The sequence below is a fragment of the Actinoplanes sp. NPDC049681 genome (assembly GCF_044465265.1).
Classification (GTDB): Bacteria; Actinomycetota; Actinomycetes; order Mycobacteriales; family Micromonosporaceae; genus Actinoplanes.
In genome coordinates, this window is record NZ_JBITLP010000003.1 from 472,499 (window position 1) to 489,436 (window position 16,938).

A 16,938-nucleotide genomic window follows, 5' to 3' on the forward strand; every position below is an offset into this window, starting at 1 on the left:
GGCGGACTAAGCTTGGGGGCATACCCCCCGTCCAACTGGCGTCGGGGTTTTTCGATGTGCCTTCGAGAGAGTCTTTTTCATGCAACTCAGTGGCCTCGTCCCGGCCGCCCTGCGTGACCGCGGGCTGGCGCGGGCCCGCGACCTGGCCCGCAAGGGCGGGGTCGACTCCGACGCGCTCGACCTGACCGCACCCGCCTCGCTGCGGCCGTTCGTCGTGGCCGCGGTCGCCGGACCGGCCGACATCGGCGGTGCCGACCGTCCCGTGCTCGCGGTGACCGCTACCAGCCGGGAGGCCGACGACCTCGCCGACGCCCTCGGCTGCCTGATCTCCGCCGACCGGGTCGCCGTCTACCCGTCCTGGGAGACGCTGCCGCACGAGCGCCTGTCGCCGCGCTCGGACACGGTCGGGCGGCGCCTGGCCGTCCTACGCCGGCTCGCCCATCCGGCGGAGGCCGGGGGCAGCCCGCTGCAGGTCGTCGTCGCGCCCGTCCGGTCGCTGCTCCAGCCGCAGCTCAAGGGCCTCGGCGACCTCGAGCCGGTCGAGCTGCGGCCCGGGGGAGAGGCCGAGCTGGAGGAGGTCGCGCGCCGCCTCTCCGACATGGCGTACGCCCGCGTCGACCTGGTCACCAAGCGCGGCGAGTTCGCGGTGCGCGGCGGCATCCTCGACGTCTTCCCGCCCACCGACGAGCATCCGTCCCGGGTGGAGTTCTGGGGCGACGAGGTGGAGGAGATCCGGACCTTCGCCGTCGCCGATCAGCGCACCATCGACCCCGCCGAACGCCTCTGGGCGCCGCCGTGCCGCGAGCTGCTGCTGACCCCGCAGGTGCGGGCCCGCGCGGCCGAGCTGGCGGCCCAGCATCCCGAGCTCGCCGAGATCCTCGACAAGCTGGCCGAGGGCATCCCGGTCGAGGGCATGGAGTCGCTAGCCCCGGCGCTGCTGCAGGGCACCGACAGCATGGAGCTGCTGATCGACTGCATGCCGGCCGGCACCCACGTGCTGCTCTGCGACCCGGAGCGGATCCGGACCCGGGCCCACGACCTCACCCGTACGTCCGACGAGTTCCTCGAGGCGAGCTGGGCCGCGGCGGCCGTGGGCGGGCAGGCGCCGATCGACGTCGGCGCCGTCGCCTTCCGCACCCTCGCCGACGTGCGGGCGCACGCCGCGACGATGCGCCAGCCGTGGTGGACGATCTCGCCGTTCGGCCTGGCCGAAGCCGACGAGAAGCCCGTCTCCGACCAGCCCTGGCTGGAGACCCCGGAGGTCGAGGTCAGCCCCGACACCGGCGACGCCGTCGCCCTCAAGGCCCAGCCGGTGCCGCTCTACCACGGCGACACCGCGCGTCTCGCCGGCGACCTGCAACGCTGGGCCGCCGACGGGTGGGCCATCACGCTCGTCTTCGAGGGCCACGGCACCGCCCAGCGCGCCACCGAGCTGCTGCGCGACGCCGGCCTCGGCGCCACCCCGGTCGACTCCGTGGCCGCCGCCGTCGAACCCGGCCAGATCCTGGTCACCTGCGGCGGCCTGAACCACGGCTTCGTCGACGACAGTTCCAAGCTCGCCGTCATCACCGGCAACGACATCAGCGGCGGCCGCGGCGCGTCCACCAAGGACATGCGCAAGATGCCCAGCCGGCGGCGCAACACCATCGACCCGCTGGAGCTCAAGCCCGGCGACTTCGTGGTGCACGAGCAGCACGGCATCGGCCGCTACGTCGAGCTCGTGCAGCGCACTGTCAACGGCGCCGACCGCGAATACCTGGTGATCGAGTACGCCCCCAGCAAGCGTGGCCAGCCCGGGGACCGGCTCTTCGTCCCCACCGACCAGCTCGACCAGCTCTCCCGCTACGTCGGCGGTGAGTCGCCGTCGCTGCACAAGATGGGCGGCGCCGACTGGCAGAAGAGCAAGGCGCGTGCCCGCAAGGCCGTCCGCGAGATCGCGGCCCAGCTCATCCAGCTGTACGCCGCCCGCCAGGCGTCCAAGGGCCACGCGTTCGGCCCGGACACGCCGTGGCAGCGCGAGCTCGAGGACGCGTTCCCGTACACGGAGACCCCGGACCAGCTGGCGGCGATCAGCGAGGTCAAGCACGACATGGAGCTGGCCGTACCGATGGACCGCCTGATCTGCGGCGACGTCGGCTACGGCAAGACCGAGATCGCCGTCCGCGCGGCCTTCAAGGCCGTGCAGGACGGCAAGCAGGTCGCCATCCTCGTGCCCACCACGCTGCTCGTGCAGCAGCACTACAACACGTTCGCCGAGCGGATGAGCCAGTTCCCGCTGAACATCAAGCAGCTCTCCCGGTTCCAGACGCCCAAGGAGGCGGCCCTGGCGCTGGAGCAGGCCGCCGACGGCACGGCGGACATCGTCATCGGCACCCACCGTCTGCTGGCGAACTCGACCCGGTTCAAGAACCTCGGCCTGATCATCGTCGACGAGGAGCAGCGCTTCGGCGTCGAGCACAAGGAGCAGCTCAAGGCCCTGCGAGCCTCCGTCGACGTGCTGACGATGTCCGCGACCCCGATCCCGCGCACCCTGGAGATGGCGATCACCGGCATCCGGGAGATGTCCACCATCGCCACTCCGCCGGAGGAGCGGCACCCGGTGCTCACGTTCGTCGGGGCGCAGGACGACAAGCAGGTCGCCGCCTCGATCCACCGTGAGCTGCTGCGCGACGGCCAGGTCTTCTACCTGCACAACCGGGTCGAGTCCATCGACAAGGCCGCCCGCAAGCTGCGCGAGCTGGTGCCCGAGGCCCGGGTCGCGGTGGCGCACGGGCAGATGAGCGAGGAGCAGCTCGAGAAGGTGATGGTCGGCTTCTGGGAGAAGGAGTTCGACGTCCTGGTCTGCACGACCATCGTGGAGTCCGGCATCGACATCCCGAACGCCAACACCCTCATCGTCGAGCGCGCCGACCTGCTCGGCCTCGCCCAGCTGCACCAGATCCGCGGCCGGGTCGGCCGGGGCCGGGAGCGGGCGTACGCGTATTTCCTCTACCCGCGCGAGAAGCCGCTGACCGAGCAGGCGCACGAGCGGCTCGCCACCATCGCCCAGCACACGGAGCTCGGCGCCGGCATGTACGTGGCGATGAAGGACCTCGAGATCCGCGGCGCGGGCAACCTGCTCGGCGGCGAGCAGTCCGGCCACATCGAGGGGGTCGGCTTCGACCTGTACGTCCGCATGGTCGGCGAGGCCGTGCAGGCGTTCAAGGGCGAGCGGCCGGAGGAGGAGCCGGAGGTCAAGGTCGACCTGCCGATCGACGCGCACCTGCCCACCGACTACATCGCCGTCGAGCGGCTGCGCCTGGAGATGTACCGCAAGCTCGCCGAGGCCCGCGACGACGCCCGCCTCGACGAGGTGGTCGCCGAGATGACCGACCGGTACGGCACCCCGCCGGAGCCCGTCGCCAACCTCATCGCGGTCGCCCGGTTCCGGCTCGTGGCCCGGGCGTACGGCCTCACCGACGTCTCGGTGCAGGGCAAGCACCTGCGCTTCTCGCCGCTGCCGCTGCCCGACTCGAAGCAGATGCGGCTCAAGCGCTACCACCCCGACTCGGTCTACAAGCAGGCGAACGACCAGGTCAGCGTGCCGCGGCCGAGCACCCGTCGGATCGGTGGGGAGCCGCTGCGCGACCAGGCGCTGCTGCAGTGGTGCACGCAGCTGCTCAAGGACGTATTGGGTGACATTCCGGCCCCCGTGCCGAGCGTCACATCCGGAGCGTGAGAGAGTCTTGACCATGCAGCGTGCTCGCCGACTCGCATCCACCGCCGTCGTCGCCGTCCTCGCCGTCAGCGGCCTGACCGCCTGTCAGCAGTCGCCGGACGTCGCCGCGTACATCGCGGGCGGCACGATCACCGAGGCGCGGATCCAGGGGATCTACGACCAGGTACGCGACGAACTGACCGCCGCGCGCACCAAGGCGCAGCAGCAGGGCGAGGCGAACGGTGCCTCGGCCGCGCCGCTGCCGCCGCTGACCATGCCGATCAAGCAGCGGGACATCCTGAACACGCTGCTGAGCGTGGACGTGCTGCGCAAGTCCGCGCAGGAGCACGGCGTGCAGCCGGCTGATGCCCCGACGGTCGAGCAGGTGGCCCAGGCGCGCAACTACTCGCCCCAGTGGGAATACACGCAGCTCTACGCGGAGACGTACAGGCTGCGTACCGCCCTGCAGAAGGCGATGACCCCGGCGCAGCTGACCGACGCCGACCTGCGCGACGTCCACCAGCGGCTGGTCCAGGGCGGCGCCGCCGACCCCAGCACCACGTTCGAGCAGTTCAAGAGCACCCTGTCGGAGCAGAACAGGGCGCTGCTGCAGTCGTACGTGGCCATGCGCACCGAGCTGGAGAAGATCGTCGAGAAGGACCACGTCAAGCTCAACCCCCGGTACGGCGCCCAGCAGGTCAGCCTCCTGTCGGCGCAGTCGGCGGACGGCAACGACGTGCCGCTGGTGGTGCTGACGCTGGCCGGCTCGGGCGGCGACGAGCCGTACGTCACCGACGTCTCCGCCGTGACCCGCGTCTCCTGATGCCGGAGGCCGCCCGGATCGTCCTGCTGGTCACCTCGCCGAGGCTCCCGGCCGGACTGCTCACGGCGGCCGCCTGGGATCTCGTCCGCGCCTGGCCCGTGTTCGCCGCGGCCGACAGCGACCAGGCCGCGGCCCTGAACGCCGCCGGGGTCACCGTCACGGTCGTCGAGCCGGACCCCGAGCGGCTGATCGCCGCGCTCGCCACCCACTCCACGGTCGTCTGGCTCGCCGGCGCGGCCGGTGACGAGGATTTCGCCCGGCGGCTGGGGCTGCGGCTGGCGCGCGAGCCCTCGCTCGCCGAGCTCGAGCTCTGCTACGGCTCCTGGGACCCGCCCGGCGCCCGGTTGCTCGACGCGGTCGCCGTCATGGACCGGCTCGCCTCGCCCGGCGGCGACCCGTGGAAGCGGCAGCAGACGCACGAGAGCCTGGCGCCGTACCTGCTGGAGGAGAGCTACGAGGCGTACGACGCCATCGTCTCGCACGACCTCGCCGCGCTGCGCGAGGAACTGGGAGACGTGCTGCTCCAGGTTGTGCTGCACGCCCGGCTCGCCGAGGAGCTGCCCGAGGACGAGCGCTGGACGGTCGACGACGTGGCCGGCGGGCTGGTGGACAAGATGGTGCGCCGCAACCCGCACGTCTTCGCCGGTGAGGCGGTCGACGGCGTCGAGGCGATCATCGACAACTGGGAGCGGATCAAGCGGCAGGAGAAGGCGCGCGACTCCGTCCTCGAGGGCATCGCGCTGAGCCAGCCCGCCCTGTCGCTCGCCGCCAAGATCCTGCAGCGGGCGAACCGGGCCGGGCTGGACGTACCCCTGCCCGCCGGTCCGGACCTCGGTGCCACGCTGCTACGGCTGGTGGCGCAGGCCCGCGCGGACGGTCTGGACCCCGAGGCCCTGCTGCGGCAGGCCGCGCTGAGCTACGCCGACGCCGTACGGACACGCGAAAGTGTCGGACCCGCCGAGTAGATTTCCCCCATGCCGGAGTTCGTCCCGCTCGCCGAGCGCATCGTCGACGCCATCCTCGACAGTGACCCCGCCCTGGCCTCGTCCGCAGGGGATCACCGCTACGACGACCGGCTGCCCGACCACTCACCCGGAGCCGTCGCCGAGCGCGTCACCATGCTCCGCGACGCGGCCGACGCCTTGGCCGGCATCGACCCGGACACGTTCGACCCGCAGGACCAGGTCGACCACGCCATCCTCACCGCGGTGGTCGAGCGGGGCGTGTTCGAGCTGACCGACGTGCGCGAGCACGAGTGGAACCCGCTCGCCCACAACCCCGGCCCGCTGCTGCACGCCCTCATCGCCCGCCCGTTCGCCCCCGTCGAGGAGCGGCTGGCGGCCCTCGGCGGTCGGCTCTCCGCGATACCCGACGCCCTCGCCACCGCCCGCGCGGTCCTGCGCGACGTGCCCCGCCTGCACGCCGAGACCGCCGTCGGGCAGTTCGCGGGGGCGGCGGCGCTGATCCGCGGCGAGCTGCCCGGCCTGCTCGCCGAGGCGCCCGGCCTGCGCTCCGCGATCGAGCCGGTCGCGGCCGCCGCCCTGGACGCGCTGGCCGAGTTCGACGGCTGGCTCGGCGCCCGGCTGGAGAGCGGCGAGCCGGGCCGTGACCCGCGCCTCGGCCGCCCGCTCTGGGAGGCGCGGCTGTGGCACACCCTCGACACCGAGCTACCCGCCGCCGAGATCCTGTCCCGCGCCCGGCAGAACCTCGACGAGGTCGGTGCGCAGCTCCGCGAGGCGGCGGCCGAGCTGGTCGGCGGCCCGGCCACCGACGAAACCGTCCGCCGCGCCCTCGACACCCTGGCGGCGGAGCACCCCGACGACGCGACGATCGTCGACCTGGCCAAGGTCACCATGTCCGAGGCCACCGACTTCGTCCGCGAGCACCACCTGATGACGCTCATCGACGACCCGTGCGTCATCGAGGAGATGCCCGAGTTCGCCCGCGGCGTGGCGGTCGCCTACTGCGATCCGCCGGGCCCGCTGGAGACGGCGGAGGTCCCGACCTTCTACTGCATCGCGCCGGCCCCGTCCGACTGGCCGCCCGAGCGGGTCGAGTCCTTCTACCGCGAATACAACGACCACATGCTCCGCAACCTGACGGTGCACGAGGCCATGCCGGGCCACTTCCTCCAGCTGGCCCACTCCCGCCGGTTCCGCGCCGCCACCCGGGTCCGGGCGCTCGGCTTCTCCGGTCCGTTCGTCGAGGGCTGGGCGGTGTATGCCGAGGAGCTCATGTCCGGGCTGGGCTTCGGCGGCCTGCCGGTCCGCCTCCAGCAGTTGAAGATGCAGCTCCGGATGAGCCTCAACGCGGTGATCGACCAGCTCGTGCACTGCGAGGACCTGCAGGAGTCCGAGGCCATGCACATGCTGACCGCCCAGGGTTTCCAGGAGGAGGGTGAGGCGGCGGGCAAGTGGAAACGGGCGCTGCTGACCTCGACTCAGCTCTCGACGTACTTCGTGGGCTACACGGAGGTGTCGGCGATCGCGGCAGCCCGCCCCTTCGGGGCAACACCGAAGGCCTGGCACGACGCGATGCTGGCGCACGGGTCCCCGCCGCCCCGGCACCTGCGGTTCCTGCTCGGCGTCTGACCGCCGCTCAAGAGCCGCGGCGGTCGATCAGCTTGGCGGCCTTGGGCATCGCGAAGACGTCGTCGGCCACCTGGTCCGCGTAGTGGGTCATCGCCACGTCGACCTGGGTCTGGTTGAGGACCCCGCTGAAGCTGCCCAGCACGCCCTCGTTCGTGATGCAGGTGCCGAAGTCGCGTGCCGCGGCGCCGTCCACGCCTTTCAGGTCGAGGCAGGTGGCGTGCCGGCCCGCGATGGTCGTGTCGTGCTGGTCGACCTCGAGGTCCGGGTCCAGGACCGCCCTGTTGAGCAGGCCCAGCACTGTGGCGGGCGTCACCATGCCCTTGGCATCGGCGCTGCGGAAGACCGCGGGCGGGGGCGGGCTGGTGGGGGTGGCCGGCGACGTCATGGTGCAGGTCGCGGGCTTGGCCGTGGTGCGGCACTCGGTCGTGGCGTCCACCGTGACGAGGACCTTGCCGCCCGGGTAGACGTACGCGGCCCGGGCGGGCTTCTGCGCCTGGGCGATCGTCGCCGTGCGGCCGCCGGAGAGCTGGTAGGTCGCCTCGTAGGTGCGGCTGGCCGCGCCGGCGAGCTGGGTGGCGAGATCCGCGACCAGGTCGGTGCGGCTCAGGCCCTGCTCCGGCGTCTCGTCCAGGTCCGAGCAGCCCGCCGCGGAGGCGAGCAGGAGGGCGGCCGCCACGAGGCAGAGGCGGGACTTGGGCGCGAGCACGTGCCCACCTTTGCCGATCCGCGCAACCCGGCGCAAACCGGTAATCAGGCGGTTGCGGAGCGTCTCCGGTCAGGCCCGCGAACGGCTGAGCAACTGCTGGCGCATGACGTACCGGCGGATGATCCGGGCCATCGACTCCTCGGTGTCGAAGATCGCGACGATCTCCACCGACATCGGGCCCGGCGGGACCTGCTGGGGCAGCATCGCCACGCGGGACGCCACCGCCGGGATGTCGACGATCTCGTTGCCGAGCTGGATCCAGAGCTGCACGTCCTCGCCCTCGGCCACGTTCGTGCCCTCGAAGTGGGCGCGCATGCTGTGCTCGCTGATGTCGCGGATCCAGCCGTGGGCGTCGTTCCAGCCGGGGCGGCGCATGATGACGCGCTCCCCGCCTCCGCCGCGGACGAAGTGCCGGTGCTGCTCGACCTCGGCCTCGCCGGACGCGCGCACCTCCACCTGGTTCTCCTGGATGCCGACCACCGCACAGGGCAGGGCGAACCTGCCGCGCGGGGCCGCCGACCAGCGCAGGGTGATCTCGTCCCCCACGTGCGGAACGTCCGCCAGCGGCGCCGACAGGGTCAGTCCCTCGTCCTCGGCGTGGAGCACGCGGACGCGGGCGGCCTGCTCGTCGGTGGCGGTCATCTCCACGTACGAGCCGGGATCGGGGAGGTGCGCGGGAGTAGTCATGGCAACCGGGGTGATCGGCACCGGCGCGCCCGGCATGAGGCAAGTGGCCGCCGAAGTTCACCGGCCGCCGCCACGGCCGCCATCCCGGCTCGATACCCTCAGGGTCGTGGTCGGCCGCAGGGTCGCGGTCTGAGGAATCCATCCGTACGAACAACTGAGGAGCCACGACAGATGGCCACCATTGAAGCGATCGTCGCCCGGGAGATCCTCGACTCGCGGGGCAACCCGACCGTCGAGGTCGAGGTCGGGCTGGACGACGGCACGATCGGCCGCGCCGCGGTCCCGTCGGGCGCGTCGACCGGCGCGTTCGAGGCGATCGAGCTGCGCGACGGCGACAAGGGCCGCTACCTCGGCAAGGGTGTCGAGAAGGCGGTCAGCAACGTCGAGGACAAGATCGCCGACGAGCTGATCGGGTACGAGGCCAGCGAGCAGCGCCTGATCGACGAGAAGATGCTCGACATCGACGGCAGCGCCGACAAGTCCGAGCTCGGCGCGAACGCGATCCTGGGTGTCTCCCTCGCCGTGGCCAAGGCCGCCGCGCAGAGTGCCGAGCTGCCGCTCTTCCGCTACGTCGGCGGCCCGAACGCGCACGTGCTGCCGGTGCCGATGATGAACATCCTCAACGGTGGCGCGCACGCCGACTCGAACGTCGACGTGCAGGAGTTCATGATCGCCCCGATCGGCGCGGCCTCCTTCCGCGAGGCGCTGCGCACCGGCGCGGAGGTCTACCACGCGCTGAAGTCGGTCCTCAAGAAGAAGGGCCTGTCGACCGGCCTGGGCGACGAGGGCGGCTTCGCCCCCAGCCTGCCGTCGAACGCCTCCGCCCTGGACCTGATCGCCGAGGCCGTGCAGGCCGCCGGCTTCTCCCTGGGCACCGACATCGTGCTGGCGATGGACGTCGCGGCGACCGAGTTCCACAAGGACGGCGCGTACGTCTTCGAGGGCTCGCCGAAGTCGACCGAGGAGATGATCAACTACTACGCCAAGCTCGCGGAGACGTACCCGATCGTCTCCATCGAGGACCCGCTGTCGGAGGAGGACTGGGCCGGCTGGTCCGCGATGACCGCGCAGCTCGGCGCGAAGCTCCAGATCGTCGGTGACGACCTCTTCGTGACGAACCCCACGCGCATCGGCCGGGGCATCGCCGAGGGTGCCGCCAACGCGGTCCTCGTCAAGGTCAACCAGATCGGCTCGCTGACCGAGACCCTGGACGCCGTGGACATGGCGCACCGGGCCGGCTTCAAGACCATGATGAGCCACCGGTCCGGCGAGACCGAGGACGTCACCATCGCCGACCTGGCCGTCGCCGTCGGCAGCGGTCAGATCAAGACCGGCGCGCCGGCCCGTTCCGACCGGGTCGCGAAGTACAACCAGCTCCTGCGCATCGAGGAGGAACTCGGCGACGCCGCGCGGTACGCCGGAGCGGGCGCGTTCCCGCGTTACCGCACCGCGTAACGCTGCGTCGACAGATCATGGAGTTGTGGCTCCACGTTCCGTGGGCATAGTGTCCTGGAGCAGGTGCCGCAACTCCATGGTCTTGGCGAGTGCCGGGGGAGGGCAGGGATGACGCAGCGCCGCACACCGAGTGGGCAGGGGCCGTCGCGCCGCCCCACCGGCCACGCGGGGCGTCCGGGGGTCCGCAGCGGGGCCCGGCCCACCCGTACCCGGGACACCGGGGCGACGCGCATCGAGCCGCGACGCAATCCCGCCACCCGGACCACCGGCAGCATCGGCCGCTCCGGCAGCAGGCCCGCGGCCGCTCGGCGGGCCGCCGCCTCGGGAGCCACCAAGCGCACCGTCGCCACGCGACCCAAGGCCTTCACCGGGCGCGCCACCGTCCTCATCGTCGTGCTGGTTGCGTTGGCCCTCGCGTACACCTATCCCGTGCGCGTCTACCTCGCCCAGGAGTCCCAGATCGCGCAGATGCAGGCCGCCCAGGCCGCGCAGCAGGCGCGGATCAAGGGTCTCGAGGAGGAGGTCGAGAAGTGGAAGGACCCGGAGTACGTCCGCATCCAGGCCCGTGACCGGCTCTTCTACGTCAAGCCGGGCGAGGTGCCGCTGCTGGTGCTGAACGACCCGGCCGGTGCCGCCCGCGACGCGGGTCAGGGCACCGCGGCGAGCACCCCCGACCGGTGGTACGACACACTGTGGGGAAGCGTCGCCGCCGCCAATGCAGAATCCGCGAAAGACAGATGACGACTCCTTCCGAGACCGATCTCGAGATCGTCGCCGAGCAGCTCGGCCGCCGCCCCCGCGGCACCCGCGCCGTCGCGCACCGTTGCCCCTGCGGCAATCCCGACGTGGTGGAGACCGAGCCCCGCCTGGACGACGGCACGCCGTTCCCCACGATGTTCTATCTGACCTGCCCGCGGGCCACGGCGGCGTGCAGCCGCCTGGAGTCCGCCGGGGTCATGCGCGACATGCAGGACCGGCTCACCACCGATCCCGAGCTGGCGAAGCGATACCAGGCGGCGCACGAGGACTACCTGGCCAGGCGCGAGGCGGTGCAGCACGTGCCGGAGATCGAGAAGATCTCCGCCGGCGGCATGCCCGACCGGGTCAAGTGCCTGCACGTCCACCTCGGGCACGCGCTCGCGGCGGGTCCCGGCGTCAATCCGTTCGGCGACGAGGTACGCGCCGCGGTCGAGCCGTGGTGGGCCGGGGGGCCCTGCGTGGACCCGGAGGCCCGGTGACCCCGGTGCCGGTCGAGATCCGCCGCGCCCGTACGACCGATGTGAAGGCCATCCGCGCGCTCGTGGACACGTACACGGCGGACCGGCGGCTGCTCAGCAAGGCCACGGTCACCCTGTACGAAAGCGTTCAGGAGTTCTGGGTCGCCGTGGACACCGGCCAGGACCGGGTCGTGGGGTGCGGTGCCCTGCACGTGATGTGGGAGGACCTGGCGGAGATCCGTACGGTCGCCGTCGACCCCGCGTACCGCGGCCAGAAGATCGGCCACCGCATCGTCACGGAGCTGCTCGGCGTCGCCCGTGAGCTCGGCGTGGCCCGGGTCTTCTGCCTGACCTTCGAGACCCGCTTCTTCGGCTCCTTCGGCTTCGCCGAGATCGACGGTGCCCCGGTGCCGCACGCCGTCTACGAGCAGCTGCTCCGCTCGTACGACGAGGGTGTTGCGGAGTTCCTCGACCTCGAACGGGTGAAGCCGAATACGCTCGGCAACAAGAGGATGTTGCTGCATCTATAGGAGTCCAGCGTGAGAGTCGCCGCCATCGACTGTGGCACCAACTCGGTCCGCCTGTTGATCGCCGATGTGGCGGGCGGCTCGCTGACCGAGGTCGCCCGGCGGATGGAGATCGTCCGGCTCGGCGAGGGCGTCGACCGCACCGGCCGGCTCGCGCCCGAGGCGATCGAGCGCACCCGCAAGGTCCTCGTCGGGTACGCGGCGGAGATCGCTGAGCTGGGCGTCTCCCGGGTTCGCATGTGCGCGACCTCGGCCTCGCGCGACGCCTCCAACGCCGAGGACTTCCGCGCGATGGTCCGCTCGGTGCTCGGCGTCGACCCCGAGGTGATCACGGGGGACGAGGAGGCGCGGCTGTCGTTCCGCGGGGCCCTGCACGGGCTCAACGCGGAGCCGCCGTACCTGGTCGTCGACATCGGCGGTGGCTCGACGGAATTCGTGGTGGGCTTCGAACGGGTCGAAGCCGCGGTCTCCGTGGACATCGGCTGCGTGCGCATGACCGAGCGCCACCTGCACGGCGACCCGCCCACCGCGGCGGAGGTGGCGGCCGCCGAGCGCGACATCACCAAGGCCGTCGACAACGCGCTGCGCAAGGTCTCGGGCCACGGCGCGATGACCCTCGTGGGCCTGGCGGGCTCGGTGACCACGGTCGCGGCGCTGGCCCTGCACCTGCCCGAGTACGACGCCACCCGCATCCACCACGCCCGGATCCCGTACGACGACGTGGCAAAGGTGACCGCCGACCTGCTGGGCTCGACGGTGGCCGACCGGCTCGACCTGCCGGTGATGCATCCCGGCCGGGCGGACGTGATCGGGGCGGGGGCGCTGATCCTGCGGGTCATCATGGACCGCGCGGGCAAGGCGTCGGTGGTCGCCAGCGAGCACGACATCCTGGACGGGATCGCCTTCTCGCTGGCCTGAGTCACCGGGCGAGCAGCCGGGCCAGCAGGTCGCCGAAGGTCTGCAGCTCCTCCTCCGAGAGCCCCGAGAACGAGTCCACCAATGCCGACCGGACCAGGTCTGCGCCGCGTCGCCGCAGGTCGTCGCCCTTCTCCGTGAGCCGATGCCGCACGGCCCGGCCGGGGCCCGGTATCCGCTCGATGAGTCCCCGCTCGATCATGCGGGTGGCCAGCGTGCCGAACGACTGATCGCGCTGGAAGGTCAGCTGAGCGAGGTCGTGCAGCGAGGCACCGGGGTTCTCGTGCAGGTGGCGCAGGGCGTCCCACTGCACGATCGAGATGCCGAGCGGGGCCAGCCGCTCATTGATGCTGCGGTGGTGCCGCATCTGCAGGCGCTTCACGGACAGGCCGATCTCGCCGATGTCTCGGGGCATGGGCAGCACAATACCAGGTTGCTTATATCAGCATACTGATCTAAGGTTCCTGATATGCTGATCTCGTACCTGCCGTTCAGCGCCGCGACCGGCGCGGATACGCCGGATCTGCCGTGGGTCACCGACGCCTTCGCCGTCGTCCTGGGCGCCACCGTCCTGTCCGCCGGCGTGCTGGGCGACCTGTTCGGCCGCCCCCGGATGGCCCTGCTCGGCCTGGTCCTGACGGTCGCCGGCGCGGCGCTCGACGTGGTGGCCGGCACGACGGCCACGCTCCGGCTCCTGTGGACCGGGCAGGCCGTCGCCGGCGTCGGCGGTGGCATGGTCATGTCGGCCACCCTGGTGCTCATCCCGGCGCGTCCGCGCGCCATCCCGCTGTGGGCCGTGGTCGCCGGCCTTGGCGGTCGTCCGCGCCCGAGGGCCGGCGACTGGACGTGCCCGGCCAGGTCGTCGCCGCGCTGACGTTCGCCGTCATCCACGGTTCGCCGGCTGGGGCTCCCCGGCCGCCGCTCGGCGCCCTGAGCCTGTTCACCGTCGAAGCGGGGTCGCGCCTGGGTGCGTACGCCTGGCGCCTGGTCGTCCTCGGCGCCGGCGCCGACCTGCTCGGCGCCGTTCACGCTGCCGCTGTCCTGCTGGCCGTCGTCCTCGCGGTCGCCGCGGCGGCCACCCTTCTGATCACCTCCGAAAGGACCGCATCATGCCCCCCGAGATCATCGACATCGCCGGCACGCCCGTCCCCGTCACCTACACCGAGACCGGAGAGGGTCGCCCGTTCCTCTTACTCCACGGCGGTGGTGGTCCGCAGACCGTCGCCGGGTTCGCCGACCGGCTGGCCGCCGAGCGTCCCGCCCGGGTGATCACCCCGATTCATCCCGGCTTCGGCGGCACGCCGCGTCCCGGCGAGGTCGCCACCATCGGCCGGCTCGCCGAGCTGTACGTTGCCCTGCTGGAGCGGCTGGCCCTCGACGACGTGGCGGTGATCGGCAACTCGATCGGTGGCTGGATCGCCGCCGAGATGGCGTTGCTCGACACCGCCCGGATCGGCAGCGTCACCCTGGTCGACGCCGTCGGTATCGAGGTGCCCGGCCACCCGGTGGTCGACTTCTTCGCGCTGACCTTCCCGGAGATCGCCGAGCGCAGCTACTACGAGCCCGCCAAGTTCCTCATCGACCCCGGCGCCATGACCTCGCAGCAGCAGGCGGTGCTGGCCGGCAACCGGGCCGCCCTGACCGCGTACACCGAGAAGACGTCCATGATGGACCCCACCCTTGCCGGGCGGTTGTCCGCGGTGACCATCCCGGTTCGCGTGATCTGGGGTGACCACGACCGCATCGCCGACGCGGACTACGGCCGTGCGTACGCCGACGCCATCCCGGGGGCCGAATTCGTCCTCCTCGCCGAGACGGGTCACCTCCCGCAGATGGAGTCACCGGAGCGGCTCGTCGCCGAAGTCTGGAGGCATTGATTGGACACTACTTCGCACCGCGCACTACTGTGCCACCCGTGGATACGACCCAGCTCCTGAAGGGAGTCCTGGATCTCGCCGTCCTCGCGGCCCTCCGCGAGGACGACGGCTACGGCTACGACATCCTCCGCCGGCTGCGGACCTCCGGACTCACCGAAGTCGGCGACGCCAGCGTCTACGGCACCCTGCGCCGGTTGTTCAATGCCGGCTTCCTCAACACGTACGTCGTGCCGAGCGTCGAGGGGCCGCACCGGAAGTACTACGCGCTCAATGCCGCCGGCCGGGCCGAGTTGCAGCGGTCAGGCAAGATCTGGCACGAGTTCGCATCAACGATGGACGATCTGCTTCGCGAGCGGGAGACGGCGTGAAACCCACGGCTCAGGACGAGATCACCGCGTACGTGTTCGCGGTCCGCGCAGCCCTCGGTGACCTGCCCGAGGCTCAGCGTGAGGAACTGCTCGAGGACCTGCACGAGCATTTGACCGAGGTCATGGCCGACGGCGAGGGGTCGCTGGTCGATCGGCTGGGCAGCCCGGAGGCGTACGCGGCGGAGCTGCGCGGCACGGCACCGTTCGTGGGCGGCTTCCCCGACCCGCCCCCGAGCCGGCACAACCCCCTGGCGGACCTGCAGGACCTGGTGGTTCCGCAGCTGCGCGAGCACGTCATGCCGAAGGTGCGGGCCGCCGACGCCCGGCTGGGCAAAGTCATCGGATACGAGCACGCCAGCGACTTCCTCGCCCTGCTCCGCCCGGCCTGGTGGATCCTGCGCGGCTACCTGGCCGCCATGGTCGTCGCCGCGATGCTCGACGACAGCGGTCAGCCGATCGGCCTGCTGCCGCGCATCGGAGGTAGCGATGCGGTGGCCCTCGTCCTGCTCGCCGCCGCGATCTTGGGCTCGGTGTGGCTGGGCCGCCGGGTGCCGCGTCTGCCGCGGGTTCCTCGCCTCTTCCTGTACGCGGGTTCGGTCGTCCTGGTGATGGTCGCGCTGGCCGGCTTCTTCGAGGCGGACAGCAGCACCCGCGACTCGTACTACTCGGACGTCAACTACGAGAACCCGTACAGCGGGGTCGAGGACGTCTTCGTCTACGACGAGCAGGGACGGCTGGTCACCAACGCCCGGCTGTTCGACCAGAACGGGCAGCCGATCCACCTCGGCAACGCGTACTGCACCGACGACGAGGGCAACTACGTCGAGAAGGACGGCGGCGTCTACCCGTACTGTCCGAGCCAGGCACCGTTCCGCATGCCCGGCGCGACGTCGTCCGCCAAGCCGAGCCCGAGCGCCTCGCAATCGAAGACTCCTCGTTGACAGACATGTGAGAGAACGGCATCTGGCCGCCGCGGTCGTCGTCCTCGCGGTCGCCGTGACCGTCGGGGTCCTCTCGGCGGGCGAGGACGAGGCGAAGGACGCCGCCGTCGGCGACTGCCTGGCGACCTCGGCGCGGGTACGGCAGGGCGAGGACGCGCAGGCCGACGCGACGGTGGTCGGCTGCTCCCAGGCGTCGGCCGCGTACACCGTGGTGGGCCGCGTCGACGGCCAGAGCGACTCCCGGAGCCGGGCCTGCGAGTCGTTCTTCGCCGCGGACGAGGAGTACTTCGTCTACAGCAGCACCGCCGGGGACGGATACCTGCTGTGCCTGCGGCGGGTGGGCTGAGCGATGCTGGACGCGTGCTCAGCCGTACCCCTGAGGACGTCGCCGCCCACGCGGCCGCGGCGCCCGGCCTGACCGCGCTGGACGCGGACGTAGCGGATTGTTTCGCCTGCCCACGGCTGGTCGCCTGGCGTGAGGAGGTCGCGGTCACGAAGCGTGCCTCCTTCCGCGACCAGGAGTATTGGGGGCGGCCCGTGCCGGGCTTCGGGCCCGCCGGCGCGTCGATCGGGATCCTCGGGCTGGCCCCGGCCGCGCACGGCGGTAACCGCACCGGACGGATCTTCACCGGCGACCGGTCGGGCGACGTGCTCTTCGCCGCCCTGCACCGGGCCGGCCTCGCCAACCAGCCGACGAGCGTCGCCGCCGACGACGGGCTCGCGCTGCGGCACACCCGGATCTTCTCGGCGGTCCGGTGCGCGCCGCCGGACAACAAGCCGCTGCCCGCCGAGCGGGACACCTGCGCGCCGTGGCTGCACCGCGAGGTGTCCCTGATCAGACCCACACTGCGGGTGGTGGTCGCGCTGGGCGGCTTCGCCTGGGCCGCGTGGTGGCCGATCCTGCGCCACGTGTACGCCCAGAGCCCGCCCGTACCGAGGCCCGCATTCGGCCACGGCGCCCACGTGACGATGGCCGGCCTCCCCGATCTCCTGGGCTGCTATCACGTGTCGCAGCAGAACACCTTCACCGGCCGGCTCACCCCCGCCATGCTCGACGACGTCTTCGACAGTGCGAAACGGCTCGCGGGCCTGGCATGATTCGTGTCCTGCCGACTTTCCCGCCGATCCGGATCA

18 protein-coding genes are annotated in these 16,938 nt (G+C 71.7%); 15 read left to right on the forward strand and 3 right to left on the reverse strand.

Annotation, left to right across the window (positions count from 1 at the left end; all coding sequences use genetic code 11):
* Nucleotides 1–79 precede the first annotated feature (79 nt).
* The 4 genes from mfd to ACIBO8_RS12065 are packed head-to-tail and all read left to right on the forward strand — an operon-like array spanning nucleotide 80 to nucleotide 7,111.
* A complete protein-coding gene (gene mfd / locus ACIBO8_RS12050) occupies nucleotides 80–3,718 on the forward strand; it encodes a transcription-repair coupling factor (protein WP_396115159.1) in 3,639 nt (1,212 codons plus the stop codon).
* 13 nt (nucleotides 3,719–3,731) lie between these two features.
* On the forward strand, nucleotides 3,732–4,520 hold the full coding sequence (locus ACIBO8_RS12055; protein ID WP_396115160.1) for a hypothetical protein: 789 nt from the start codon (nucleotides 3,732–3,734) through the stop codon (nucleotides 4,518–4,520).
* Nucleotides 4,520–5,485, forward strand: a complete 966-nt coding sequence (locus ACIBO8_RS12060; RefSeq protein ID WP_396115161.1) for a nucleoside triphosphate pyrophosphohydrolase — start codon at nucleotides 4,520–4,522, stop codon at nucleotides 5,483–5,485. Before ACIBO8_RS12055 ends, ACIBO8_RS12060 begins: the two co-directional genes overlap by 1 nt.
* A gap of 9 nt (nucleotides 5,486–5,494) precedes the next feature.
* Nucleotides 5,495–7,111, forward strand: a complete 1,617-nt coding sequence (locus ACIBO8_RS12065) for a DUF885 domain-containing protein (protein WP_396115162.1) — start codon at nucleotides 5,495–5,497, stop codon at nucleotides 7,109–7,111.
* A 7-nt stretch (nucleotides 7,112–7,118) separates the two neighbouring features.
* On the opposite strand, the gene ACIBO8_RS12070 is transcribed toward ACIBO8_RS12065, so the two are convergent.
* Nucleotides 7,119–7,817, reverse strand: a complete 699-nt coding sequence (locus tag ACIBO8_RS12070) for a hypothetical protein (RefSeq protein WP_396115163.1) — start codon at nucleotides 7,815–7,817, stop codon at nucleotides 7,119–7,121.
* Nucleotides 7,818–7,886: 69 nt separating this feature from the next.
* Nucleotides 7,887–8,504, reverse strand: a complete 618-nt coding sequence (locus ACIBO8_RS12075) for a hypothetical protein (protein WP_396115164.1) — start codon at nucleotides 8,502–8,504, stop codon at nucleotides 7,887–7,889.
* 171 nt (nucleotides 8,505–8,675) lie between these two features.
* Here ACIBO8_RS12075 and eno point away from each other — a divergent pair, with 171 nt between their 5' ends.
* From eno to ACIBO8_RS12100, 5 genes are all read left to right on the forward strand, one after another.
* Nucleotides 8,676–9,959 (forward strand): phosphopyruvate hydratase, encoded by a 1,284-nt coding sequence (gene eno, locus ACIBO8_RS12080; RefSeq protein ID WP_396115165.1) that lies wholly within the window; start codon nucleotides 8,676–8,678, stop codon nucleotides 9,957–9,959.
* Between the two features lie 108 nt (nucleotides 9,960–10,067).
* On the forward strand, nucleotides 10,068–10,700 hold the full coding sequence (locus ACIBO8_RS12085; RefSeq protein WP_396115167.1) for a septum formation initiator family protein: 633 nt from the start codon (nucleotides 10,068–10,070) through the stop codon (nucleotides 10,698–10,700).
* Nucleotides 10,697–11,197 carry a DUF501 domain-containing protein gene (locus tag ACIBO8_RS12090; protein WP_396115168.1) on the forward strand — a complete coding sequence of 167 codons (501 nt, stop codon included), beginning with the start codon at nucleotides 10,697–10,699 and terminating at the stop codon, nucleotides 11,195–11,197. Before ACIBO8_RS12085 ends, ACIBO8_RS12090 begins: the two co-directional genes overlap by 4 nt.
* Nucleotides 11,194–11,706 carry an amino-acid N-acetyltransferase gene (locus ACIBO8_RS12095; protein ID WP_396115169.1) on the forward strand — a complete coding sequence of 171 codons (513 nt, stop codon included), beginning with the start codon at nucleotides 11,194–11,196 and terminating at the stop codon, nucleotides 11,704–11,706. The genes ACIBO8_RS12090 and ACIBO8_RS12095 overlap by 4 nt, the downstream gene beginning before the upstream one ends.
* A gap of 9 nt (nucleotides 11,707–11,715) precedes the next feature.
* Nucleotides 11,716–12,621, forward strand: a complete 906-nt coding sequence (locus ACIBO8_RS12100; RefSeq protein WP_396115170.1) for an exopolyphosphatase — start codon at nucleotides 11,716–11,718, stop codon at nucleotides 12,619–12,621.
* A 1-nt stretch (nucleotide 12,622) separates the two neighbouring features.
* On the opposite strand, the gene ACIBO8_RS12105 is transcribed toward ACIBO8_RS12100, so the two are convergent.
* Nucleotides 12,623–13,033 carry a MarR family winged helix-turn-helix transcriptional regulator gene (locus tag ACIBO8_RS12105; RefSeq protein WP_396115171.1) on the reverse strand — a complete coding sequence of 137 codons (411 nt, stop codon included), beginning with the start codon at nucleotides 13,031–13,033 and terminating at the stop codon, nucleotides 12,623–12,625.
* 54 nt (nucleotides 13,034–13,087) lie between these two features.
* On the opposite strand from ACIBO8_RS12105, the gene ACIBO8_RS12110 reads away from it, so the two are divergent.
* From ACIBO8_RS12110 to ACIBO8_RS12135, 6 genes are all read left to right on the forward strand, one after another.
* Complete coding sequence (locus ACIBO8_RS12110; RefSeq protein WP_396115172.1) at nucleotides 13,088–13,492, forward strand: MFS transporter; 405 nt, start codon at nucleotides 13,088–13,090, stop codon at nucleotides 13,490–13,492.
* Nucleotides 13,493–13,727: 235 nt separating this feature from the next.
* Nucleotides 13,728–14,495, forward strand: a complete 768-nt coding sequence (locus ACIBO8_RS12115) for an alpha/beta fold hydrolase (protein WP_396115173.1) — start codon at nucleotides 13,728–13,730, stop codon at nucleotides 14,493–14,495.
* Nucleotides 14,496–14,533: 38 nt separating this feature from the next.
* On the forward strand, nucleotides 14,534–14,863 hold the full coding sequence (locus ACIBO8_RS12120; RefSeq protein WP_396115174.1) for a PadR family transcriptional regulator: 330 nt from the start codon (nucleotides 14,534–14,536) through the stop codon (nucleotides 14,861–14,863).
* The gene (locus tag ACIBO8_RS12125) at nucleotides 14,860–15,804 is read left to right on the forward strand and encodes an HAAS signaling domain-containing protein (protein ID WP_396115175.1); all 945 of its coding nucleotides are present in this window, start codon (nucleotides 14,860–14,862) and stop codon (nucleotides 15,802–15,804) included. The genes ACIBO8_RS12120 and ACIBO8_RS12125 overlap by 4 nt, the downstream gene beginning before the upstream one ends.
* 7 nt (nucleotides 15,805–15,811) lie before the next feature.
* On the forward strand, nucleotides 15,812–16,150 hold the full coding sequence (locus ACIBO8_RS12130) for a porin (protein WP_396115176.1): 339 nt from the start codon (nucleotides 15,812–15,814) through the stop codon (nucleotides 16,148–16,150).
* 14 nt (nucleotides 16,151–16,164) lie between these two features.
* Entirely contained in the window at nucleotides 16,165–16,902 is a 738-nt protein-coding gene (locus ACIBO8_RS12135) for a uracil-DNA glycosylase (protein ID WP_396115177.1), read from the forward strand.
* Nucleotides 16,903–16,938: the final 36 nt, after the last annotated feature.

What these genes read in the sequence shown, in the direction of transcription:
- mfd (WP_396115159.1), top strand. Translation starts at nt 80, where the DNA reads ATGCAACTCAGTGGCCTCGTCCCGGCCGCCCTGCGTGACCGCGGGCTG.
- ACIBO8_RS12055 (WP_396115160.1), top strand. Translation starts at nt 3,732, where the DNA reads ATGCAGCGTGCTCGCCGACTCGCATCCACCGCCGTCGTCGCCGTCCTC.
- ACIBO8_RS12060 (WP_396115161.1), top strand. Translation starts at nt 4,520, where the DNA reads ATGCCGGAGGCCGCCCGGATCGTCCTGCTGGTCACCTCGCCGAGGCTC.
- ACIBO8_RS12065 (WP_396115162.1), top strand. Translation starts at nt 5,495, where the DNA reads ATGCCGGAGTTCGTCCCGCTCGCCGAGCGCATCGTCGACGCCATCCTC.
- ACIBO8_RS12075 (WP_396115164.1), bottom strand. Translation starts at nt 8,504, where the DNA reads ATGACTACTCCCGCGCACCTCCCCGATCCCGGCTCGTACGTGGAGATG.
- eno (WP_396115165.1), top strand. Translation starts at nt 8,676, where the DNA reads ATGGCCACCATTGAAGCGATCGTCGCCCGGGAGATCCTCGACTCGCGG.
- ACIBO8_RS12085 (WP_396115167.1), top strand. Translation starts at nt 10,068, where the DNA reads ATGACGCAGCGCCGCACACCGAGTGGGCAGGGGCCGTCGCGCCGCCCC.
- ACIBO8_RS12090 (WP_396115168.1), top strand. Translation starts at nt 10,697, where the DNA reads ATGACGACTCCTTCCGAGACCGATCTCGAGATCGTCGCCGAGCAGCTC.
- ACIBO8_RS12105 (WP_396115171.1), bottom strand. Translation starts at nt 13,033, where the DNA reads ATGCCCCGAGACATCGGCGAGATCGGCCTGTCCGTGAAGCGCCTGCAG.
- ACIBO8_RS12110 (WP_396115172.1), top strand. Translation starts at nt 13,088, where the DNA reads ATGCTGATCTCGTACCTGCCGTTCAGCGCCGCGACCGGCGCGGATACG.
- ACIBO8_RS12115 (WP_396115173.1), top strand. Translation starts at nt 13,728, where the DNA reads ATGCCCCCCGAGATCATCGACATCGCCGGCACGCCCGTCCCCGTCACC.